The sequence below is a fragment of the Amycolatopsis sp. WAC 04169 genome (genome assembly GCF_003947535.1).
GTDB classification, from domain to species: Bacteria; Actinomycetota; Actinomycetes; order Mycobacteriales; family Pseudonocardiaceae; genus Amycolatopsis; species Amycolatopsis keratiniphila.
The window spans coordinates 164,177-187,390 of record NZ_QHJI01000006.1 but is presented as its reverse complement, the minus strand read 5'-3'; the positions used below and the strand labels follow the sequence as shown (position 1 = coordinate 187,390).

Below are 23,214 nucleotides of genomic sequence, written 5' to 3'. Positions count from 1 at the left end.
TACTGGCGATCGTGATCCAACGCCCTCATGTCCTGCTCTCCGCCGCGGTCTCGCTCGACGGCTACCTCGACGACGCGAGCGACACCCGGCTGGTGCTGTCCAACGAGGAGGACTGGGCCAGGGTGGACGGGCTGCGTGCGGCGTCGGACGCGATCCTCGTCGGCGCGAACACGGTGCGCGCGGACGACCCGCGGTTGCTGGTCCGCTCGCCGGAGCTCGTCGCGAAAAGGGTCGCGGAAGGACGCCCGGAGCAACCGGTCAAGGTCACCCTCACACGGAGCGGGTCACTCGATCCGGCGGCGCAGTTCTTCACCGTCGGTGACGCCGAGAAGCTGGTCTACGCCCCTCCCGGCGTCGTCACGGGAGTGAAGGCGACCGTCGTCGAACTGTCCGGCCTGAGGGAAGTGCTGGCCGATCTCCATGCGCGCGGAGTCCGGCGGTTGATGGTCGAAGGCGGCGGCGCGATCCACACTCAGTTCCTCACCGAGGGCCTGGTCGACGAGCTGCACCTGGCCATCGCGCCGTTCTTCGTCGGCGACCCGAACGCGCCGCGCTTCGTCGGGCCAGGCGCGTTCCCGCGCGGGCTGACCCTGGTCGAAAGCGCAAGGCTGGGCGACATCGCCGTCCTGGAGTACCACGCGACGCCGGAACCGTCCGATGTGGACATTCAACACCTGCGTGAGGCCATCGCGCTGGCCGAGAACTGCCCGCCGCGTACGTTCCGTGTCGGGGCGGTGATCACCGCCGCCGACGGTGAGGTGATCTCCACCGGTTTCTCGGGCGGCGGTGATCCCGCCAACCATGCCGAAGAAGCCGCGCTCGCCAAACTCGAACCGGGTGATCCGAGGCTGGCGGAGGCGACGATGTACACGTCACTGGAGCCGTGCAGTTCTCGGACGTCACATCCGCGAAGCTGCACCCGGCTCATCCTCGACGCCGGCATCCCGCGCGTCGTCTTCGCCTGGCGCGAGCCGTCGGTGTTCGTCGACTGCGTCGGCGCCGAGACACTGGAGGCGGCCGGACGCCGGGTGATCGAGGTACCCGCCCTCGCCGCCGACGTCCGCCGCGCGAACACCCATATCCCGGGTGTCCACCTCTGAGTTCCTACTTGCAGGCGTCGCAGCAGCCGCAGCCCAGACCGGTGCACGCCGAGCAGCAACCGTGGCGAAGCACGACCTTCAACAGACGCTTGATCATCGCTGTCCTCCCGATCATTGACGTCCCACCGCCCTTGTCACGCTAAGTTCTGCGCATACGACAGTGGTACCGCCGGGAGTGCCACGGCGCTGCTCCAGCGGGTGATGTCAGGACTCGAGATCCCCCTCCAGCGATAGGTAGACCTCGCGCAGCTGAGCCAAAAGATCGGCATCCGGCTCCGCCCACAGCCCTCGATCGGCCGCCTCGTTCAGCCGCTCGATGATGCCGCGCAGCGCCCACGGGTTGGCCTGGCGCAGGAACTCCTGGTTGACCTCGTCGAGCACGTAGGACTCGGTGAGCTTCTCGTACATCCAGTCGCCGACCACCCCGGCGGTGGCGTCGAAACCGAACAGGTAGTCGACGGTCGCCGCCAGCTCGAAAGCGCCCTTGTAGCCGTGCTTGCGCATGGCCGCCAGCCAGCGCGGGTTGACCACGCGGGCCCGGAAGACCCGGGCGGTCTCCTCGCCGAGCGTGCGGGTGCGGACGGCGTCCGGGGTGGTGCTGTCGCCGACGTAGGACGCGGGCGCGGTCCCGGTCAGCGCGCGGACCGTCGCGATCATCCCGCCGTGGTACTGGAAGTAGTCGTCGGAGTCGGCGATGTCGTGCTCACGGGTGTCGGTGTTCTTCGCCGCGACCACGATCCGCTTGTACGAATTCTCCATGTCCTCGCGCGCCGGCCTGCCGTCGAGGTCGCGGCCGTAGGCGAACCCGCCCCAGACCGCGTAGACCTCGGCGAGATCCTTGTCGTCGCGCCAGTTCCCGGAATCCATCAGCGGCAGCAGGCCCGCGCCGTACGCGCCCGGTTTGGAGCCGAAGATCCTCGTGGTGGCCCGGCGTTCGTCGCCGTGCGCGGCCAGATCCGCGCGGGTGTGGGCCCGCACGAAGTTCTGCTCGTCCGGCTCGTCGAGGTTCGCCACCAGGCGCACGGCGTCGTCCAGCAGGGTGATCACATGCGGGAAGGCGTCGCGGAAGAACCCGCTGATCCGCACGGTGACGTCGATCCGCGGACGGCCGAGTTCGGCGAGCGGGATCGCCTCGATACCGGTGACGCGTCGCGAAGCCTCGTCCCAGATCGGCTGGACACCCAGCAGGGCAAGGACTTCCGCCGCGTCGTCGCCCGACGTGCGCATCGCCGACGTGCCCCAGACCGAGAGACCGACCGAACGCGGCCAGTCGCCCGTGTCCTCCTTGTAGCGGCGGAGAAGCGAGTCCGCGAGCGCCTGCCCCGTCTCCCACGCGAGGCGGCTCGGGATGGCCTTCGGGTCGACGGTGTAGAAGTTGCGGCCGGTCGGCAGCACGTTGATCAGGCCGCGCAGGGGAGAACCGCTGGGGCCCGCCGGGATGTAACCACCGTCGAGCGCGTGGAGCACGGCGTCGATTTCGGCGCCGGTGCCCGCCAGCCGCGGCACGATCTCGGTGGCGGCGAAGGTCAGCACGCGGGCGACCTCCTGGTGTTCCGGCACTTCGGCGACGACCTCGGCGACGGCGGCGGGGGACCAGTCCCTGGCCTCCATCGCCTCGACGAGCGAGCGCGCAGTCTGCTCGATGGCGTCCACTTCGGACAGTGGGGTGTCGCTGTTCTCCTTGAGCCCCAACGCGGACCGCAGACCGGGGACCGCGCCCTGTTTGCCGCCCCACATCTGCTGGGCGCGCAGCATGGCGAGCACGAGGTTGATCCGCGCCTCGCCCACCGGCGCGGCGCCGAGGATGTGCAGGCCGTCGCGGATCTGGGCGTCCTTGACCTCGCACAGCCAGCCGTCGATGTGCAGCAGGAAGTCGTCGAACTCCGCGTCGTGCGGGCGTTCCTCGACACCGAGGTCGTGGTCCAGTTTCGCGGCCTGGATCAGCGTCCAGATCTGCGCGCGGACCGCGGGCAGTTTCGCCGGGTCCATCGCGGCGATGTTGGCGTGCTCGTCGAGGAGCTGTTCCAGGCGGGCCATGTCGCCGTAGCTCTCGGCGCGGGCCATCGGCGGGATCAGGTGGTCGACGATCGTGGCGTGCGCGCGCCGTTTCGCCTGCGCGCCCTCGCCGGGGTCGTTGATCAGGAACGGGTAGATCAGCGGCAGATTACCGAGCACCGCGTCCGGCGCGCACGAGTCCGAGAGACCCGCGGTCTTGCCGGGAAGCCATTCCAGCGAACCGTGTTTGCCGAGGTGGACGACGGCGTGCGCGCCGAATTCCTCTTCGAGCCAGCGATAAGCGGCCAGGTAGTGGTGGCTCGGCGGGAGGTCCGGATTGTGGTAGATCGCCACCGGGTTCTCGCCGAAGCCGCGTGGCGGCTGGATCATCAGGATGACGTTGCCGGACTGCAGCGACGCCAGCACGATGTCCCCGTTGTCCACATAGAGCTCGCCGGGGGCGGGACCCCAGTGCTCCTCCATGCCCTCGCGCAGTTCCGCGGGCAGTTCGGCGAACCACTGGCGGTACTTGTCGGCGGGCACGCGGATCGGGTTGCCGGACAGCTGTTCCTCGGTGAGCCACTCCGGATCCTGGCCGCCCGCGGCGATGAGCGCGTGGATCAGCGCGTCCCCGTCCGGCTGGTCGGTGCCGGTGGGCTCGACGCCGGGGAACGGGTCCTCGCCGAGGTCGTAACCCTGGTCGCGCATGCGGCGCAGCAGTTCGATCGCGGACGCGGGCGTGTCGAGGCCCACGGCGTTGCCGACGCGGGAGTGCTTCGTCGGGTACGCGGACAGCATCAGCGCGATCCGGCGCTCCGGCGGGGGAGTGTGGCGCAGCCGGGCGTGCGCGAGCGCGATCTTCGCGACGCGGGACGCGCGTTCGGCGTCCGGCACGTACTTGGGGAGGCCGTCGTCGTCGATCTCCTTGAACGAGAACGGGACGGTGATGAGGCGGCCGTCGAACTCGGGGACGGCCATCTGGTTGCCCGCGTCGAGCGGGGAGAGGCCGTCGTCGTTCGCGGACCAGGTCTCGCGGTCGCTGGTGAGGCACAGCGCCTGCAGGATCGGGATGTCGAGCGCGGCCATCTCGGCGACGTCCCACGCCTCGTCGTCCCCGCCCGCGCCGACCTCCGACGGCCGGGTGCCGCCGGCCGCCAGCACGGTGACCAGGAGCGCGTCGGCCTTGGCCAGTTCGGCCATCATCTCCGGCTCGCGGGTGCGCAGGGAGGCGCAATGGATCGGGAGCGCGCGGCCACCTGCGTCCTCGACGGCGTCGGAGAGGGCGTGGACGAACTCGGTGTTCCCGGACAGGTGATGTGCCCGGTAGTAGAGGATCGCGACGACCGGACCCTCGGTGCTCTTCGGCTCGCGCTCCAGGACACCCCAGAGCGGCTGCACGGCGGGCGGCTCGAAGCCGTCACCCGTCAGAAGGAGGGTGTCGCTCAGGAACCGGTGCAGCTGGGTGAGGTTGGCCGGGCCGCCCTGCGCGAGATACGCGTGCGCCTCCGCCGCGGTGCCCGCCGGGACGGTGGACAGCTTCATGAGCTGCGCGTCCGGCGTCTGCTCACCGCCGAGGACCACCACGTGCGCGCCGCTCGCGCGAACCGTGTCGAGCCCCTCTTGCCAGCTGCGCTCGGAGCCGAGGATCCGGACGACGACGATCTTGGCGCCGTCGAGCAGGGCGGGCAGCTCGGCGAGGTCGAGGCGGGCCGGGTTGGCCAGCCGGTACTCGGCCTCGCTGGAGCGGGCGCTGAGCAGGTCGGTGTCCGAAGTGGACAGAAGCAGGATCACGGCAGTCCTCACTCGGGGTGTCCGCGCCCCGGGTCGTGTGGTCGCGACGGCCGGAGTTCCTGGCTCCCCTCCCTGGCTAGGAGGGTGACAGTGGCGGGACCGCCCCGGACTCTCACCGGGTTCCTCCCTCTGCCGTCGCATGGGTCTCCGGTTCACTCTCCGGTGCGCCCCGGCGCGAGTCAAGGTGATGTGCGACCGGGGTCGAACGCGTAACCCATGCCGCGCGCGGTGCGGATGTGGCCCGCCCCGATCTTGCGGCGCAGGGTGCGGACGTAGACGTCGACGATGTTGGAACCGGGGTCGAAGTCGTACCCCCACACGTGGGAGAGGATCTGCTCGCGGGTCAGCACCTGGCCCTGGTGGCGGATGAACAGCTCCAGCAGGGCGAACTCGCGCGAGGTCAGGTCGACGCCGGTGCCGTCGACGTCCGCGCGGCGCGTGCGCAGATCCAGCGACAGCGGGCCCGCGTGCAGCACGGTGGTCTCGGCGACGAGTTCGGTGCGGCGCAGCCGGAGCCGGATCCTGGCCAGCAGCTCGTCGAAGCGGAACGGTTTGGCCATGTAGTCGTCGGCGCCGCCCTCCAGCCCGGCCAGGGTGGTCTGCGGCGAATCGTGCGCGGTGAGGATCACCACCGGGGTGGTGTTGTGGTGTTCGCGCAGCGTCCGAAGCACGGACAGGCCGTCGCGGGAGGGCAGGCCGAGGTCGAGCACCAGCAGGTCGTAGCCGTCGCCGAGGGCGTACTGGAGGGCCTGCTCACCGTCCGCGACGACGGTGGTGGTGAAGCCGTTGGCGACGAGGCCCTTGCGGACGAACGAGGCGATGCGCTCCTCGTCCTCGGCGATCAGGATGCGGGCCACGGCGTGCCTCCTTCGGCTGGATGAACAGGGATCTCGATGGTGAACCGGGCGCCGCGGCCGGGTGCCGACTCCAGGCGCACCAGGCCGTGCTGAGCCTCGGCGATGGCGCGCACGATCGCCAGTCCGAGCCCGGCCCCGCTCCGGTGGCCGCCCGATGGCCCCCGGTTGAACCGCTGGAAGATCCTCTCGGCGTCCTCCTGCGGGACACCCGGACCGTGGTCGGCCACCCAGAACGACACGGTGTCCTCGGAGACGGCCGAGCCGATCAGGATCTCGTCGCCGTCTTCGGTGTGCTGGACGGCGTTCTGGGCCAGCTGCACCACGGCCTGGGTCGTGCGCTGCTCGTCGAGCGGCACCTGGCCTTCGCCGAGCGCCTCCAGCCGCCAGCGACGATCGCCGATGGTGCGGACCTTGGCGTAAAGGTCGCTGGTCAGCTCGGTGACGTCGGTGGGGGCGAGGGTGACGAAGTCGGGCTGCTCGGCCTTGGCCAGCAGCAGGAGATCGCCGACGATGCGGTTCATCCGGTCCAGTTCGTCGACGCACAACCGGATCGCCTCGGCCCGCGCGACCGGGTCGTCGTCGAGCAGTTCGAGGTGGCCGAGCACGATCGTGATGGGCGTCCGCAGCTCGTGGCCGGCGTCGTCGAGGAAGCGCCGCTGGGTGGCGAACGCGAGGTCGAGCCGGTCGAGCATGGCGTTGAACTGTTCGGCGAGCGCGGCGACGTCGTCGCGGCCGTCCACCGGGATGCGGCGGGTCAGGTCGTGCTCGGTGATCTCGGCGGCGGCGCGGCGCACCAGCCGCACCGGGGCGAGGATCTGCCCGGCGACCAGCCAGGCCGCGGCCCCGGCCAGGACGAGCCCGAGCAACCCGACGAACAGCAGGGTCCGCACGGTGGTGGCGATCTCGGCACGGTCGCGGTCCACGAAGTAGCCGACGACGAAGGAACCCCGGTCACCCTCGCGGGTGCCGGAGGCGTCGACGCGGATCCAGCGCATTTCCCCGGCGGGGGTCTCGACGCTGCCGCTGCGCGCCGGGTCCGCGAGGATCGGGTTCAGCAGTCCCGGGCTTTCGCCGAGGCGGAACGGTTCCTCGCGGTCCTGCAGGATCGGACCGGAGGACGGCGTCCAGGCCAGCACCACTTCGTCGTCGTCGACGTACTGGCGGCGCAGATGCGCCGACAGCGCGGACCGCACGTCCGGGAACGGCTGCCCGGTGGCGCGGTCCACGCCTTCTTCCAGCACCTGGCCGAGTTCGGCGGCTTCCTGTTCGAGCGCGGCGTTGACGTCGCTGTCGACCTCGCGCAGCAAGAGGTTGTAGGTGACCAGCGTCGTCGCCACCGTCACCACGGCGACGAGCAGCAGCAGCCAGCCCATGATCCGGATCCGCGCGGGGATCGCCCGCGTCCTGCGTTCAGTCGTCGTCGGCACCGTCGTCGTCCTGGTCGTCGCCGGGCGGGACCACCGGCGGCGGTGGCACAACGACCGGCGTCGAGCTGCTGGCCGGTGCCGGGGGCGGTGCCGGGTGCTCTCTCAGTTTCACCTCGATCGGTGCCCTTGGCGCGGGCGGCTCCGGCCAGGCCCAGGTGACCACCGCGGCACCGAGCGGGAGCGCCACGGCGGCGACGAGCAGGGCGATTCGCGAGCGGGGCATGGCTCCACCCTCCTGGTCGTCGATGTGGCGAAGATGAGGACAAGATGAAGGAATCTTCACATAACGGGCGTGGACAGGCGGGTTCCGACCAGCACTATCCGCAGCATCCGCTCGGCGGCGTCGGTCAGGAATTCGGCGCCACGCAGGATCGCCTCGTCCAGGTCCACCGGACCCGGTTGGATGGCCTGGAAGGCGTCGATGCCGACGGCGTAGGTGGTGTCGGCGTCCAGGCCGATCCGCCCGGCGAGCGCGACCACCGGCTTGCCGTGCGCCTTGGCCCGGCGCGCCACCTCGGCGGGCACCTTCCCGTGCGGGGTCTGGGCGTCGATCGTGCCCTCGGCGGTGACCACGAGATCGGCCGCCGCCAGCCGCGCGTCGAGGTCGACGTGGTCCAGCAGGACCTCGAAACGCGGCAGCAGCCGGGCTCCCAGCGCCGCGCACAGTCCCGCGCCGAGACCGCCGGAAGCACCCGATCCGGGGACGAGCGCGACGTCGGCGCCCAGGTCGCGGCGCAGGACGCCGGCCCAGTTGTCCAGCGCGGCGGCGAGTCTTTCCACCTGCTCGGGGGTCGCGCCCTTCTGGGGGCCGAACACCCTCGCCACGCCGCGGGGACCGCACAGCACGTTGTGCGGGTTGACCGCCAGCCGGAGCTCGGTGTCCGCGAGTCTCGGATCGAGGCCGGACACGTCGATATGCCGGGCCCGCGCCAGCTCCGTCCCGCCGGGGCCCACCTCCTGACCTGCGCGGTCGAGCACCCGGGCACCCAGCGCCTGGAGCGCTCCGGCCCCGCCGTCGGACACGCCGGAATCACCGCAGCCGACGAGCACCGACGAACAGCCCGAGTCGAGCGCGGCGATCATCAGCTCGCCGACGCCGCGGCTGGTGGTGCGCCCGGGGTCGCGGCGATCGGCGGGCACCAGGCGGAGCCCCGCGGCCGCCGCCATCTCGACCACCGCCGTCGAGCCGTCGCCGAGAATCGCGAAATGGGAGCGCACCGGCAGCCCGACCGGTCCGGTGACGACGGTGTCCACGATCTTCCCGCCGGTGCTCCCGGCCAGCGCCGCGGCCGAACCCTCCCCGCCGTCCACGAGCGGGACGCGGTCGATCTCCGCGAACGGGACGACCCGCAGCACTCCCTCGGCGATGGCGTCGGCGGCGGCTTCGGCACCGAGACTTTCCTTGAACCCACTGGGGGCGACAACGATCCGCATTACTTCCTCCTGATGGGTCACGGGATGAGCGAGAGGCCGAAATGCGGCCAGACGAGCAAGGCGAAGACGGCGACCACGACCACGTGCAGCGGCGCGAGCACTTTCGAAAGCCGGAGCAGGTCGCTGGACGAATAGGTCGGCACGCCGTCGATGCCGGAGAACAGGGCGACGGGTTTGGCGGACGAGGTGAGGGTGTGGCAGAACCCCGCCGCCGCGGTGGAGGCGAACACCGCCGCGGCCGGGGCCAGCCCGGTGGCCGCCGCGAGCGGGATCACCACCGGCACCAGCACCGAAGACCGCGCCGACCGGGACTGCACCGCCAGATGCGCGGCCGTGCTCACCACGATCACCGCCATCAGTACGACCCACGCCGGCGCGCCGCGGACCGGACTCAAAGCCACGTCCGCCACCCACGCCGCCGCGCCCGACGCCACCAGCGCGCCGCCCAGCGCGGCCGTCGCGGCGGTGAACAGCAGCAACGACCACGGCACGGTCTTCAGCGCCGTACCCGTGGTGACCCGGTGCGGCGGAACGCACATCGCCAAGGCGCCGACGAGGCCGACCAGCGCGGGCGGCAGTCCGTGCCACGGCTCGGTGCACCACAGCACCAGCACGGCTCCGATGGTGACCGCCGCGAACCGCTCCGTCCGCGTCCACGGCCCTCGCGGTGGGAACTCGGCGCGCAGGTCGAACCGCTCACGGCGGTCCTCGCGGGTGGTGAACAGCCGCAGAACGACCTCGGCCGCGAGATGAGATGACACCACCGCCAGCGGCAGGCCCAGCAAGAGCCAGCGCAGGAAGCCGATGCCGTCGCCGGTCGCTTCACGCAGGAGCTGGTCGGCCACCAGATGCGCGCCCGCGCCGATGAGCGTCGAGACCGCCGACAGCAACACCACCGTCGGGAACAGCACCGAGAGCGCCTTGACCATCCGCGGGAGCGCGCCCGCCAAGGCGGTGAACACCGGCACGGCCAGCGCCGCCCGCCCCGACGTCGAGGGGACCACCAGCGACGAGACCACCAACGCGACCGTCGACAAATGCGCCAGCCCGCGCACCGATCGCGCCCGTGCGGGAACCATGGCCACGAACCGGTCGACCAGCCCCGACCCGGTCAGCCCGGCCGCCAGCACGAACGCCGCGATCAGCAGCCACACCAGATCGGCGCCGAGGGTGGCGAACAGGTCGGCGGGCGCCAGAATCCCTGCCACAGCAAGGACGGCCACCGCCGCCAGCGCGATCCACGTGTCGTCCAGGCTGGTCAATACCCACGCACCCACAGCCGCGGCGAAGACGGCCAGGACCAGTGCGCCTTGCCAGCCCGGTCCGCCGGGTACGAGCGCGGTGCCCAGCGCCGGGATGGCGGCTGTGGGGATCAGCCATGCCTTGGTGGGTTTGGGTTTTTCGGGTTCGGTGGGCTTTCTTGGTGGGCTGGTCGTGTAGGTGTAGGCGGTCACGGTGATCAGCTTGTGGCGCGCTCCTGAATCGTCCGTTAAGGACGGATGAGGAGGTCTTCATGTTGGCTTCGCGGCTGTTGCCGTGCGGCGGGCAGGTCGTCGCCGGTCCGTTGATGAGGGAGTGTGTGGATTTTGGGACGTCAGATGTCCCAAAATCCACACAGTCATGCCTGGCCGGTCCAGTCATGATGATCAGCTTGGTGGCGGCTTTCACGGGTGTGGCCGGCGAGACGGCGGGCAGGTCCCGAGAGGCTCAGGGTTCCTGGTGCCGGTGTTTCGGTCGTGACCGGTCCGTTGGTGATGGACTGTGTGGATTTTGGGGCGTTGGATGACCAGAAATCCACACGGTCACCGGTGCCGGGCAATCACCCTGCGAAGGCACCCCACGCATTTAGTCGACTAAATGCGAAGGGTTCCACGCAATTAGTCGGCTAAATGCGGCGAAGGGCGGCGACCATTTCCCGCAGCGAAACGACCGCCTCGGCCAGATCCACCGGATCGACGGTCGCCGCCCATTCCCGGATGAGCTCGGACCGCCGCTGCATGACCTCTTTCTCCTTGTCGCGGATGAGGCCCGCCTGGGTGTACTCCTGCGCATCGACGGCCGCTTCCTTGCGTCGCCGAAATTCGGCGATCTGGGATGTCAGCACCTCGATCTCGGCAGGCGGGTCCGCAGGGCCGGGTGTCGGAGTGCCGGGCCCGGGGCCTCCCCAGACGGCGTTCTCATCCAGAAAGGGAGCCCAGATCCGCGCGTAAGCCTCCCGCACCCGCTCCTCGGTCACCCTGTGCTCGCCCAGGACGCGAGCCGCTCCGCCCCCGGCGGCCAGCAGGCCGGCGATCAGCTCCACCAAACCCGATGATCGAGGCACGTCAAGGACTTCGGCCGTGACCGGATAGCCGTCGATGCTCCCGGCGGCAGGCGACGAAGGAGCTTTCTCCAGTTGCCACACAAGGACATCGCGAGAGATCCCCAAAGCGCCAGGGAGTACATACCCCACACCATCGTCGAGAACCGCGAGCAGAAGTTCCTCACCGCCGATGCGGTCGTGTCCCAGCCGGATCGCGTGCGCGTGCGCCCGCTCCAGCAGGCTCACGCCGACCGCTCCGACGAAGAGTCGCCGATCCGCGGGAAGGGGGCGGTGGAGAAGATGATCTCCACCGCCACCTCGAAGAACTCCGCGATCCGCAGGGCGAGGTAGAGGCTCGGGCTGTACTCGCCGCGTTCGAGGTAGCCGATGGTCTGGTAGTGCACGCCCAGCGCATCGGCGAGTTCGCGGCGGGAGATGCCCCGTTCCGCCCGCAACATCGCGATCCGGTTGTAAACGACCTCGCTCATGAGCTAGCCAATTCGCTGCATCGCCTTTTCCCGTCGTGCCGCCACCGAGGACCCGGACTCGCGCCGCGCCATGCGCCGCAGGACGACCGGGGCCAGCGTCAATCCGATCACGGCCCACACCGACAGCACGCCGAGGGTCTCCCAAGGCCGCCAGGACTGCCCGATCTCGATGATCACCGTCGAGTCCGGCAGCAGCGCCGACCGCATGCCGAGGCCGAGCCAGTACATCGGGAACACCTGCCCGAGGTACTGCAGCCACTCCGGTAGCGCGGTGATCGGGTAGAAGATCCCCGAAATCGCGCCGATTCCCAGCGTCGGGAGCATGATCAGCCCGATGCTGCGCGCGTTCGAGGTCAGCGAGCCGAAGATCGCGCCGATCGGCATGGTGGCGAGCAGGCCGATCACCAGCACCCACAGCAGGCCCAGCCACGACGTCAGCCCGCCGGGCGCGATGCCGTCGAACAGGATCAGGCTGGGGATCAGTACCAGCAGCATGCCGATGACGGTGCTCAACGACACCGTGACGACCTTGCCGACGAGGTAGCCGATCATGCCGTTCGGCGTGGCCTTGGCGCGCAGGAGCGTGCCGTCTTCCCGTTCGACGGCGAGGACTCCCGCCATCCCGAGCATGCCGCTGAACACGATCGACGCGCCCAGCACGCTCGGCACGGTGGCGGCGCCGAGCGAGAACTCCGTGCCCGGCAGTTTCGCGCCGCGCATGAAGAACATGACGATCACGAAGATCGCCGGGAAGAGGAAGGTGTTGAAGAGGTCTTCCCGGTTGGTCATCATCTGGCGGGCTTCGAGCCAGCCGCGCCGGACGCCCAGCCGGACACTGTGCTGAATCGTGTTCATCGCGCGCCCACCGCCTCCAGGGACTCGGCCTTGCGGACCAGGGTCATGTACGTGTCTTCGAGCGACGCCCGCCGCACCTCGAGATCGCCGATGGCGTCCCCGTGCTGCTTGAACAGTTCGTGCACGTACTTCGTCGATTCGGTCGTGGAATGCACGAACCGCTGGCCGTGCAGCGTCCAGCGCACCTCGGCCTCGCCGGCGATCTGCCTGCTCAGCGCGTCGGCCGAACCGTCGGCCACGATGCGGCCGTGGTTCAGGATCAGGATCCGGTCGGCCAGTTTCTCGGCCTCGTCGAGGTCGTGCGTGGTCAGCAGGATCGTCGTGTCGTCGTCATCGGTCAGCCGGTGCACGAGGTCGTGGAACTCGCGCCGCGCCTCCGGGTCGAGCCCGGCGGTCGGCTCGTCGAGGAACAGCAGTTCCGGGCGGCCGACGATGCCGATCGCGACGTCGAGCCGTCGCCGCTGCCCGCCGGAGAGCATCCGGACCCTCTTGTCCGCGTGCTCGGTCAGGCCGACCGCGGCGACCAGTTCGTCCGGATCCCACGGCCGCTTGATGCGGTCCGTGGAGTACGGCGCGTAGTAGCCGCCCAGGTGCTCCAGTAGTTCGCGCACCCGCCATTTCGCGTGGTCGCGCCAGGCCTGGAGGACGACCCCCAGCCGCGCCCTCCAGTTCTCGTCGGCGTGCGCCGGGTCGACGCCCAGCACGCTGACCTCGCCCTCCGACCGCATCCGGAAGCCTTCGAGGATCTCGATCGTCGTGGTCTTGCCCGCCCCGTTCGGGCCGAGCAGGCAGATCACCTCGCCGCGGTGCGCGGTGAAGTCGACGCCGTGGAGGACGTCGTTCGTGCCGTACCGCATCCGGAGATCTTTGACGGAGATCATCACGTCCTGTGGATCTCTCATTGGTCACCCCCATCTCAGTGCTGCGATCGAATGTAGCACACCTACTACATTCAATCAGAGAGATACTCTCGTAGAAACGGGCCATCTACAGTGAGCGCATGTCCACGAGCGCACGTGTCCGAGCCGACGCGTGCCCTGGTGTTTTCGCCACGCACGACGCGGCCGACGGTCCGCTCGCCCGGATCCGGCTGCCCGGCGGCGCGATCTCGGCGGCCCAGTTCCGGGCGCTCGCCGACGCCGCCGACGACCTCGGTGACGGCGCACTCCACCTGACCTCCCGCGGCAACGTGCAGCTGCGCGGCGTCACCCGGCCGGGTCTCGCGGGGAGGCTCGCCGCGGCCGGGCTCCTGCCTTCGCCGTCGCACGAACGCGTCCGCAACATCCTCGCGTCGCCGCTGAGCGAGACCGCGCAAAAGCTCGCCCGGGAACTCGACGAGGCCTTGTGTGCCGTTCCGGAGCTGGCCGAACTCCCGGGACGCTTCCTTTTCGCCTTCGACGGCGGCCAGGGTGACGTCGCCGGTGAGGGTGCCGATGTCTGCTGGCGCGACGGCGCCGTGCTGCTCGCCGGCGAGGACACCGGCCTGCGCGTCCACGCCGGGCAGGCCGTCGAGACACTGCTCGCGGTCGCGCGCGCGTTCCTTCGCGCGAGGGGAACGGCGTGGCGGATCGGCGAACTCGCCGACGTCGAGCCACTGCTCGGCGGCATTCCCGGCGAGACGACGGAGCCGCGGCGGTTCGAGGTGAACCCGGGCCTCCCGATCGGGCCGATCGGTGACGCGATCGGGGTCGCCCCGGTCTTCGGCAGGCTCACCTCGGCTCAGGCACGCGCGATCGCGAAGGCCGGGAACGCCGTGGTCACGCCGTGGCGGTCGATCCTGGTCCTCGGTCCGTTGGCGCCGGGCACAGGGCTGATCACCGATCCGGACGCACCCTCGCTCGGGATCAGCGCCTGCATCGGGCAGCCGGGCTGCGCCAAGTCGCTCGCCGACGTGCGGGCCGACGCGGCGCGGGTCAGGCAGGCCCCGCGAGCCCATTTCGCCGGTTGTGAACGGCGCTGCGGCAAACCCGCGCGCGAGCACGTCGACGTGCTCGCGACGGGGGACGGTTATCTGGTCGACGGGGCGTTCGTCCCGGTCGGCGAGCTGGCGAGGACGTTGGCGGAGAAAGGGACACAGTGATCGACTACATCCGGGACGGGGCCGAGATCTACCGGCATTCGTTCGCCACCATCCGTGAGGAGGCGGATCTCGCGATCCTGCCCGACGACGTCGCGGTGCTGGCCGTGCGGATGATCCACGCCTGCGGGATGGTCGACCTGGTCGACGATCTCCGCTACAGCCTGGACGTGGTGGAATCCGGCCGTGCCGCGCTCGAAGCGGGCGCGCCGATCCTGTGCGACGCGAACATGATCGCCTCCGGGGTGACCCGCAAACGTTTGCCTGCCGCCAACGAGGTGCTATGCACGCTGTCCGATCCGAAGGTGCCCGGGCTGGCCGAGCGGATGGGCACCACCCGGTCCGCGGCCGCGCTGGAGCTGTGGCGCGACAAGCTGCCCGGTTCAGTGGTGGCGATCGGCAACGCGCCCACCGCGCTGTTCCGCCTGCTGGAACTGCTCGAAGAGGGCGTCGGCGCGCCGGCGGCGATCATCGGTGTGCCGGTGGGCTTCATCGGCGCGGCCGAGTCCAAAGTGGAGCTCGCGAAGCGGGCGCCCGCCCCGTACCTGGTGGTGCACGGACGACGCGGCGGCAGCGCGATGGCCGTCGCCGCGATCAACGCGATGGCGAGTGAGGTCGAATGAGCGGGAAACTCTGGGGTGTCGGGCTCGGACCCGGTGACCCGGAACTGATGACGGTCAAGGCCGCGCGCCTGATCGGCGAGGCCGACGTCATCGCCTATCACAGCGCGCGGCACGGCCGGAGCATCGCGCGTTCGGTCGCCGAGCCGTACCTGCGGGACGGGCAGATCGAGGAGAAGCTGGTCTACCCGGTCACCACGGAGACCACCGACCACCCCGGCGGTTACGAAGGCGCCATCGCCGACTTCTACGAGCTGAGCGCGAAACGGCTCGCCGAACACCTCGACGCCGGACGCGACGTGGTCGTGCTCTGCGAAGGCGACCCGTTCTTCTACGGCTCCTACATGTACATGCACGAACGGCTCGCCGACCGCTACGAGGCGACCGTGGTGCCGGGCGTGACGTCGGTCAGCGCGGCGTCGTCGGTGCTCGGCCGCCCGCTGGTGCAACGCGACGAGGTCCTCACGATCCTGCCGGGCACGCTGCCCGCCCCGGAGCTCGCGCGGCGCCTGGCCGACACGCAGGCCGCGGCGGTGCTCAAACTCGGCCGCACGTTCGGCAACGTCCGCGAGGCACTGGCCGAAGCCGGGAAGCTGGACGACGCCTTCTACGTCGAACGGGCGACTTGGCCGGCGCAGCGCGTCGAGCCGTTCGCCGACGTCGACCCGGAGTCGGTGCCGTACTTCTCGCTGGCGCTGCTGCCCAGTCCCGCCTACGCCTCCCGCCTCGCCGACGAACCCGAAGTCACCCGTGAGGTGGAAACGCACACCGGCGGCGAGGTCGTGGTCGTCGGCCTGGGCCCGGCGGGTCCGGACTGGCTGACCCCCGAGGCGACCGCGGAACTGGCCGCGGCGGAGCACATCGTCGGGTACGGCCCGTACGTCGCCCGGGTGCCGCAGCGCGCGGGCCAGCAGCGGCACGCGTCGGGCAATCGCGTCGAGGCCGGCCGCGCCGTCGAGGCACTGGAACTGGCCGCGAACGGCGCCAAGGTCGCGGTGGTCTCGTCGGGCGATCCCGGCGTGTTCGCGATGGCGTCGGCCGTGCTGGAGCAGGTCGCGGCCGGGCACGGCGCGGGTGCCCGGGTGCGGGTCGTGCCGGGTGTGACCGCCGCGCAGGCGGCCGCGTCCCGGGTCGGCGCGCCGCTGGGCCACGACTACTGCGTGCTTTCGCTCTCCGACCGGCTCAAGCCGTGGGAGATCATCGAACGACGGCTCGACGCGGCGGGCGCGGCGGATCTCGTGCTCGCGCTGTACAACCCGGCGTCGCGGACGCGGACCGCGCAGCTCGCGCAGGCCCGCGACGTCCTGCTCCGGCACCGCGCGCCGGAGACGCCGGTGGTCGTCGCCCGAGACGTCGGCGGGCCCGAGGAGGACATCCGCGTGGTCACCCTCGGCACCCTCGATCCGGCCAGTGTGGACATGCGCTGCCTGCTGATCATCGGCTCGTCGAAGACCCGCGCCGAGAACGGCGTCGTCTGGACACCGCGCACCTACGAGTGATGGCCGAGCCCGGCGTTCCGGGCTTGGGCGAGCAACACCTCCCGATCGTCCGTGCCGGCCTTGGCGTGGATCGACGTGACGACGTTGCGCACGGTCTTGGGCGCGAGCCCCAGCTGCCGCGCGGCGGCCGGGATGGTCAGGCCGCCCGCCAGGAGGTCGAGCACCTCGTGTTCGCGCGGGGTCAGCCGCGGGAACGCCCGCATCGGCTGTGAAGCGGCGAGCAGGCCGTAGAGCCGGTCCGCGGCGCGCTCGCCGAAGAGCACCGCGCCCGCCGCCACCCCGCGGATGAAGCGGACCAGGTCGTCGGGGCCCGCGCCGCGGGACAGGACGCCGCGCGCGCCCGCGAGCATCGCGGCGACCACGAGTTCGCCGTCGCCGGGCGGGGTCAGCACCAGTACGGCGGTGCCCGGTACGCGGGACGACACCTCGCGTGTCACGGCGAGCCCGTCGAGCGAGGGCGGGTGGACCGGCAGGACGACGACGTCCGGCTTCAGCGCCCTGGCGTGCCAGACCGCTTCGCGTTCGTCGGGGGTGTGAGCGACCACCTCCAGCTCCGAGGACGCGGGCGGTTCGGGGACGCCCGCGAAGACCACGGTCACCGCATGGGTTCGAATCGGCACGCCATCGGTTGTAGCGCAGAACTTTTGTACAGTGTCCGGCCGTTTTCGGTGAACAATGTCCATTCGATAACGCTTGGACGATCAGGGGGCCTGGTGCCGAGACGCGAGCGACCGCTGGGGCCTGGCGACGACGTCGTCGTGAGCTTCGCGGCGGACCTTCGCCTGCTGCGCGAGAAGGCGGGCGGGCCGACGTACCGCGAGCTCTCGACCCGCGCGGGCTACTCGGCCGCCGCGCTCTCCGAAGCCGCAGGCGGGCGGAAGCTGCCCGGGCTCGCGGTCACCACGGCGTACGTCACCGCGTGCGGTGGTGACGTCGCGGCGTGGGAGGAGCGCTGGCGCGCGGTCGCCGCCGGGCTCGCCGCGGCCTCCGGCGTACGCGACGAGACCGAACTCCCGTACCTCGGGCTGGCCGCGTTCCAGACCGCCGACGCCGACCGCTTCTTCGGCCGCGAGCGGCTGGTCGCCGAGCTGACCGGCAAGCTGGCGGAGAAACGACTCGTCGGGGTCTTCGGTGCCTCGGGGTCGGGGAAGTCGTCGGTCCTGCGGGCCGGGCTGGCGGCGGCGAGCGAACGCCCCGTCGTCCTTCGCACGCCGGGGGCGCATCCACTCGACGAGGATCTCGACGCCGAGGGACGGCTGCTGATCGTCGACCAGTTCGAGGAGGTCTACACGCTCTGCCGGGACCGGATCGAACGCGAGAAGTTCATCGACGCGCTGGTCGCGCTCTCCCGCGACGAGCACGGCACGCGGGTCGTCCTCGGTGTCCGCGCGGACTTCTACGGTCACCTCTGCCGTCACGCCGGTCTGGTCGAGGCGCTCACCGACGCGCAGGTGATGGTGGGCCCGATGACCGCCGACGAACTCCGGACCGCGATCGTCGAACCCGCCGTCCGCGCGGGCTGCCGGGTCGAGGCGGCGCTGGTCACGACGCTCGTCGCCGACGCCACCGGCCAGCCCGCGATGCTGCCGCTGGTGTCGCACGCGTTGCTGGAGACCTGGCGGCGGCGTCAGGGGATCACGTTGACCAGCGCGGCGTACGAGGCGGCGGGCGGCATCCTCAACGCGATCGCGCGGACCGCGGAGGCGGTCTACACGGATCTGGAGCCGGACCGGCAGCGCGTCGTGCGGCAGATCTTCCTGCGCCTGACTGCGCTCGGCGAAGGCACCGAAGACACGAAGCGCCGTCTCAACCGGCGCGAACTCGACGACGACCCGGCGACGACGGAGGTGCTCGAACGCCTCGCCGACGCGCGTCTGCTCGTCCTCGACCGCGACAGCGTCGAGATCGCCCACGAGGCCTTGATCCGCAGCTGGCCGCGGCTGCGCGACTGGCTCGCGGAGGACCGTGAAGGGCACCGCCTGCACCGGCAACTGGCCGAGGCGACCGAGCTGTGGGAGTCGCTGGATCGCGACGAGGGCAGTCTCTATCGCGGCACGCGGCTGGGTCTCGCGGCCGAATGGGCGGAGCGGGAGCCGGACGCGCTGAGCGCGCGCGAGCGGACGTTCCTTCAGGCCGGGCTCGACGCCGAAGCCGAGGAGACCGCCGTCGGCCGTAGAAGGACGCGGAGGTTGCGAAGACTCGTCGCGCTCCTCGGTGTCCTGTTGCTCCTGGCGGGTGTCGCCGTGGGGTACGCCGTCGACGCCGGGCGGACCGCCACCGAACAACGGAACGAGGCGCTCGCGCGGAAAGCCGTCGTCGACGCGAAGACGTTGCGGGAGTCGAATCCGGCGTTGTCGACCCAGCTCAGTCTCGCCGCGTACCGGCTCGCGCCGATCCAGGAGACCCACGACGGCCTGCTCGCGTCGATGGCTGCGCCGTTCGCGACCCGGATGGTCTTCGACCCGGGCGACGTCACCGTCGCGCTGAGCGGGCAGCTCATGATCACCTCCGACGCCTACCGGGCGACGCAGGTGTGGTCCATCGCCGACTCGCGGCAGCCGGAACTCCTGTCGACGCTGCCCGGTTCGGCGGAGGTCCGCGGTCCGCTGGCGTTCAGCCGCGACGGGCGCGCGCTGGCGACGGTCACCCGGGACCATCGGGTCCGGCTCTGGGAACTGACCGATCCGCGGCATCCGGTGCGGAAAGCGGACGTCACCGGGCATCGGGAGGTCGTGATCTCCGCCGACTTCGGCCCCGACGGCCGGACGCTGGTCACCGGCTCCGACGACCGCACCGTGCGGCTCACCGACGTCGCCGACCTCGGCGCGCCGAAACCGCTCGCGGTGCTCGGCGGGACCCCGGCCGCGCAACTCGCGCGCGCCGCGTTCAGCCCAGACGGCAAGCTGCTCGCGGTCACGAACACGAACTGGACGGCGGAGCTCTGGGACGTCACCACCCCGTCCGCGCCGCGACGGCGCTCCGTCCTTTCCGGACACAAGGACCTTCAGCTCACCCCGTCGTGGAGCCCGGACGGCAAGCGGCTGCTCACCACCAGCTGGGATCGCACCGCGAAGCTGTGGGACGTCGCCGATCCGGCGGCGCCGCGGCCACTGTCGACGTTGACCACCCCGGCCGTGGTCTGGGCGGCCGGGTTCAGCCCGAGCGGCAGGCTGGTGGTGACCGCGGGGGACGACCAGTCCGTGCGGCTCTGGGACGTCACGGGACCGGCGAAGGAACTGCCGCCGCTGTCCGGGCACACGAACTCGATCTGGTGGACCGCGTTCTCCCCGGACGGCAAGACCATCGTGTCCACCAGCGCCGACCGAACCGTCCGGCTTCAGGACGTCGGCGAACTCGCGCTGGCGTCGAGCGCGGGCTGGAACGTCGGCACCTTCCTCGAACAGGGGCGCATCCTCGTCACCGCGGGGGACGACGTGCGGCTGTGGTCGATGGACGATCTGCGCGCGCCGAGGCAGCTTTCGAAACTTCCCGGCCCCGCGACCGTCACCGCGGTCGCGGTGAGCCCGGACCGGCGGAGTCTCGCGCTGGCCGCACACGCCGGCGCCGGCGTCGGCGGGACGTTCGTGCTGCAGCGATGGGATATCAGCGATCCGACGGCGCCGAAACTGCTGGCGTCGACCGAGGTCTTGCCGACCTACTCGCTCGCCTTCAGCCCGGACGGGAAGACCTTCGCCTCCGGCCGCGACGACGGACCGATCACGCTCTGGGACGTCAGCGATCCCCGGCGGTTCACCGGGCCGCGGGATCTGCCGGTGGGCGACGGCACGGTGTGGTCGCTCGCGTTCACCCCCGACGGACGGACGCTCGTGGCGAGCCAGGGGCCGGACTCGTCCGCGGTGACCCTGTGGGACGTCGCCGACCCGCGACGGCCAAGCCTCGTCTCGACTCTTCGGCCCGACGGCGGCACGGTGTTCAAGATGGCGCTCAGCCCCGACGGCCGTACCGTCGCCGCGGGCGGCAGCGACCGGAACGTCTATCTCTGGGACATCACCGATCGCGCGCACGTCGCGCGGCCGGTCAAACTGGGCGGGCACGCCGAAGGCGTCGGGCCGCTCGCGTTCGGCCCGGACGGCCGGGAACTGGCGGCGTCGGCGTTCCGGACGGTGCGGGTGTGGGATGTGACCGATCCGCGGAAACCGGTGGAGACGACGCAGCTCACCGGTTTCGGGGCGACGGTCAACTCGCTGGCGTACCGGGACGACGGGCATACGCTCGCGATCGGGAGCAGCGGCGTGCAGCTGTGGCAGACGGACACCGCGAAGGTGAGCGAGGAGATCTGCAGGCTGGCGACGCCGAGGATCACGCGGGAAGAGTGGGAGAAGTACTTTCCGGGGCTCGACTACGCGCCACCGTGCGGATGAGTGACTCCCTCCGTAATAAACATATAGCGCATGGGGGGACTTGCCACAAGACCCCGGTGATGCCTCAGACTCACTCGCCGTAGCCGAAACCTGGCGAAATGGGAGTCTGTGTCAACTCAGGGTCATGAAGAAGAGCTCCGGTCCGAACGCGAATACGTCGCCGGGCTCTACACGCGCCTGGACGCCGAACGCGCGCGGGTGAAGGGGGAGTACCAGGCCGCGCTGGGCGGGACCGGCGGGACGGCCATGGAACGTGACGTCGAGGTGCGCGCGCTGGCGAGGGAGTCGCGGCGGCTGGACGTCGTCGACAACGGGCTGTGCTTCGGCAGGCTGGACAGCCTGGCGGGGGAGACCGCCCACATCGGCCGCATCGGTCTCTTCGACGAGGAGAACGACTACGAACCGGTGCTGCTCGACTGGCGGGCGCCGGCCGCGCGCCCGTTCTACACCGCGACCGCGGCGACGCCGGAGAAGATGCGCCGTCGCCGTCAGTTCCACACGCACGGCCGTGAGCTGCTCGGATTCACCGACGAGGTGTTCGGCCGCCCCGGCGGCGACGCGGAGGGTGACGCGGCGCTGCTCGCGGCCGTCAACGCGCCGCGTGGCGAGGGGATGCGGGACATCGTCGCGACGATCCAGTCCGAACAGGACGAGATCATCCGGCACGAGCACCCCGGGGTGCTCGTGATCGAGGGCGGGCCGGGGACTGGGAAGACCGTGGTCGCGCTGCACCGCGTCGCATACCTGCTCTACACGCAGCGCGAGCGGATGGAGCGCCACGGCGTGCTCGTGGTCGGGCCGAATCCGGCGTTCCTGCACCACATCGGCCGTGTCCTGCCGTCGCTGGGCGAGACCGACGTGGTGTTCATGACCACCGGCGATCTCGTGCCCGGCAAGCACGTCACCGCCGAGGACGGGCCGGAGGTCACGCGGCTCAAGGGTTCGCTGAAGATGCTGGACGTCCTCAAGGCCGCCGTCGCCGACCGTCAGCGGCTGCCGGAGGAGCCGGTGCTGATCGACCTCGCCGACGTCACCGTGCGGATCGACGCCGAGACCGCGGAATGGGCCCGCGACGAGGCACGCAAGAGCGGCCTGCCGCACAACGAGGCACGCGGGACGTTCACCGACATCGTCACCTACGTGCTGACCGAGCGGGCGATCGCGCGGATCGGTCGCGGCTGGCTCAGCCGGGACGATCGCGACGAGTGGGAGCGGCTGCGGAAGGACTTGCTCAAGGAACTGGCGGAGAGCGAGACGTTCACCGCCGCGCTCGACGACCTTTGGCCGATCCTCACGCCCGAAAGCCTGCTGGGGACACTGCTTTCGTCCTCGGAGCGGCTTCGCGCAGCGGGGGCCGACCAGGCGCTCCTGCGCGCCGACGGCGAGGCATGGACGGTGTCGGACATGCCGTTGCTCGACGAACTCGTCGACCTGCTCGGCCGCGACAAGGCGGAGGACAAGGCCGCCGAGATGGCGCTAGCGCGGGAGAAGAAGGCCGAGGCCGAGTACGCCGAAGGCGTGTTCGACACGATGAAACTCGACCGCGAGGAGATGGACGAGGACGTCATGCTGTCGGCGGAGAACCTGCTCTTCGCCGACGAACTCGCCGACCGGTTCGTCGAGCACGACACGCGCAGTCTCGTCGAGCGTGCCTCGGCGGACCGGGACTGGACGTACCGGCACGTCGTGGTCGACGAGGCGCAGGAACTGTCCGAAATGGACTGGCGGGTGCTGATGCGGCGCTGTCCCAACCGGTCGTTCACCGTCGTCGGCGATCTGGCGCAGCGCCGGTCCGAGGCGGGGGCGCGCTCGTGGGACGCGATGTTGAAGCCGTACGTGCCGGGGCGCTGGGTGTATCGCTCGCTGACGGTGAACTACCGGACCCCGGCGGAGATCATGGCCGTCGCGGCGTCGGTGCTCGCCGAGTTCGCGCCGGAGGTCCGGGCGCCGGAATCGGTGCGGTCCAACGGGGTCCGGCCGTGGGCGCGGCGGGTCGACGCGGATTCCCTGGCGGGTGCCATCGAGGAGTTCGTCAAGGACGAAGCCGGGCGTGAAGGCACGAGTGTCGTGATCGGACCGCCCGGCGTGCCGGGCACGGTGCCCGCGTCGGAGACGAAGGGACTCGAGTACGACGCCGTCCTCGTCGTGGACCCGGAGCGGATCCTGGCCGACGGGCCGCGAGGTGCCGCGGAGCTCTATGTGGCGCTGACGCGCGCTACGCAGCGGCTCGGCGTCCTTCACGAAGGCCCGCTGCCGCCCGCGCTGGCGGGCCTGAACGGACGACACGCGTGACTGGGGGGACGACACTCGTGATCAGACGGACGACACTCTCGCCGTCCGTCTGATCACAGGTGTCGTCCGTTCAATCATGCGTGTCGTCCGGCTGA

General features: G+C 70.8%; 17 protein-coding genes and 1 riboswitch. Of the genes, 6 read left to right on the top strand and 11 right to left on the bottom strand.

Annotated features, from left to right (window positions below):
• Window positions 1–11 precede the first annotated feature (11 nt).
• Window positions 12–1,100, top strand: coding sequence for a dihydrofolate reductase family protein (locus DMC61_RS17050; RefSeq protein ID WP_125690102.1), 1,089 nt, complete (start codon window positions 12–14; stop codon window positions 1,098–1,100).
• Between the two features lie 204 nt (window positions 1,101–1,304).
• On the opposite strand, the gene cobN is transcribed toward DMC61_RS17050, so the two are convergent.
• From cobN to DMC61_RS17000, 10 genes are all read right to left on the bottom strand, one after another.
• Window positions 1,305–4,886 (bottom strand): cobaltochelatase subunit CobN, encoded by a 3,582-nt coding sequence (gene cobN, locus DMC61_RS17045; RefSeq protein WP_125690101.1) that lies wholly within the window; start codon window positions 4,884–4,886, stop codon window positions 1,305–1,307.
• Window positions 4,887–4,939: 53 nt separating this feature from the next.
• Window positions 4,940–5,012: riboswitch (cobalamin riboswitch) on the bottom strand.
• 53 nt (window positions 5,013–5,065) lie between these two features.
• Window positions 5,066–5,743: a response regulator transcription factor gene (locus DMC61_RS17040; RefSeq protein ID WP_016332050.1), complete on the bottom strand. Its 678-nt coding sequence runs from the start codon at window positions 5,741–5,743 to the stop codon at window positions 5,066–5,068.
• A complete protein-coding gene (locus DMC61_RS17035; RefSeq protein WP_233594831.1) occupies window positions 5,728–7,170 on the bottom strand; it encodes a cell wall metabolism sensor histidine kinase WalK in 1,443 nt (480 codons plus the stop codon). The genes DMC61_RS17040 and DMC61_RS17035 overlap by 16 nt, the downstream gene beginning before the upstream one ends.
• On the bottom strand, window positions 7,154–7,393 hold the full coding sequence (locus DMC61_RS17030) for a small hydrophilic protein (protein WP_125690099.1): 240 nt from the start codon (window positions 7,391–7,393) through the stop codon (window positions 7,154–7,156). The genes DMC61_RS17035 and DMC61_RS17030 overlap by 17 nt, the downstream gene beginning before the upstream one ends.
• 56 nt (window positions 7,394–7,449) lie before the next feature.
• The gene (locus tag DMC61_RS17025) at window positions 7,450–8,604 is read right to left on the bottom strand and encodes a glycerate kinase (protein WP_125690098.1); all 1,155 of its coding nucleotides are present in this window, start codon (window positions 8,602–8,604) and stop codon (window positions 7,450–7,452) included.
• Window positions 8,605–8,621: 17 nt separating this feature from the next.
• On the bottom strand, window positions 8,622–10,058 hold the full coding sequence (locus DMC61_RS17020; protein WP_125690097.1) for an SLC13 family permease: 1,437 nt from the start codon (window positions 10,056–10,058) through the stop codon (window positions 8,622–8,624).
• 431 nt (window positions 10,059–10,489) lie between these two features.
• Complete coding sequence (locus DMC61_RS17015; protein ID WP_125690096.1) at window positions 10,490–11,152, bottom strand: Clp protease N-terminal domain-containing protein; 663 nt, start codon at window positions 11,150–11,152, stop codon at window positions 10,490–10,492.
• Window positions 11,149–11,394: a helix-turn-helix transcriptional regulator gene (locus DMC61_RS17010; RefSeq protein ID WP_005162705.1), complete on the bottom strand. Its 246-nt coding sequence runs from the start codon at window positions 11,392–11,394 to the stop codon at window positions 11,149–11,151. The genes DMC61_RS17015 and DMC61_RS17010 overlap by 4 nt, the downstream gene beginning before the upstream one ends.
• 3 nt (window positions 11,395–11,397) lie before the next feature.
• Window positions 11,398–12,249 carry an ABC transporter permease gene (locus DMC61_RS17005; protein WP_072028422.1) on the bottom strand — a complete coding sequence of 284 codons (852 nt, stop codon included), beginning with the start codon at window positions 12,247–12,249 and terminating at the stop codon, window positions 11,398–11,400.
• Window positions 12,246–13,151: an ABC transporter ATP-binding protein gene (locus DMC61_RS17000; protein WP_016332059.1), complete on the bottom strand. Its 906-nt coding sequence runs from the start codon at window positions 13,149–13,151 to the stop codon at window positions 12,246–12,248. The genes DMC61_RS17005 and DMC61_RS17000 overlap by 4 nt, the downstream gene beginning before the upstream one ends.
• Window positions 13,152–13,249: 98 nt before the next feature.
• On the opposite strand from DMC61_RS17000, the gene DMC61_RS16995 reads away from it, so the two are divergent.
• From DMC61_RS16995 to DMC61_RS16985, 3 genes are read left to right on the top strand one after another with little or no spacing between them, the layout of a single operon-like run.
• Window positions 13,250–14,329, top strand: coding sequence for a precorrin-3B synthase (locus DMC61_RS16995; protein WP_125690095.1), 1,080 nt, complete (start codon window positions 13,250–13,252; stop codon window positions 14,327–14,329).
• Window positions 14,326–14,949, top strand: coding sequence for a precorrin-8X methylmutase (locus DMC61_RS16990; protein WP_016332061.1), 624 nt, complete (start codon window positions 14,326–14,328; stop codon window positions 14,947–14,949). Before DMC61_RS16995 ends, DMC61_RS16990 begins: the two co-directional genes overlap by 4 nt.
• Window positions 14,946–16,445 (top strand): precorrin-2 C(20)-methyltransferase, encoded by a 1,500-nt coding sequence (locus DMC61_RS16985; protein WP_125690094.1) that lies wholly within the window; start codon window positions 14,946–14,948, stop codon window positions 16,443–16,445. Before DMC61_RS16990 ends, DMC61_RS16985 begins: the two co-directional genes overlap by 4 nt.
• Here DMC61_RS16985 and DMC61_RS16980 read toward each other — a convergent pair.
• Window positions 16,436–17,065 carry a response regulator transcription factor gene (locus tag DMC61_RS16980; RefSeq protein WP_233594830.1) on the bottom strand — a complete coding sequence of 210 codons (630 nt, stop codon included), beginning with the start codon at window positions 17,063–17,065 and terminating at the stop codon, window positions 16,436–16,438. The genes DMC61_RS16985 and DMC61_RS16980 overlap by 10 nt on opposite strands.
• 93 nt (window positions 17,066–17,158) lie before the next feature.
• Here DMC61_RS16980 and DMC61_RS16975 point away from each other — a divergent pair, with 93 nt between their 5' ends.
• A complete protein-coding gene (locus DMC61_RS16975; RefSeq protein WP_125690093.1) occupies window positions 17,159–20,827 on the top strand; it encodes a WD40 repeat domain-containing protein in 3,669 nt (1,222 codons plus the stop codon).
• A 108-nt stretch (window positions 20,828–20,935) separates the two neighbouring features.
• Window positions 20,936–23,119, top strand: coding sequence for an RNA polymerase recycling motor ATPase HelR (gene helR / locus DMC61_RS16970; protein ID WP_125690092.1), 2,184 nt, complete (start codon window positions 20,936–20,938; stop codon window positions 23,117–23,119).
• Window positions 23,120–23,214: the final 95 nt, after the last annotated feature.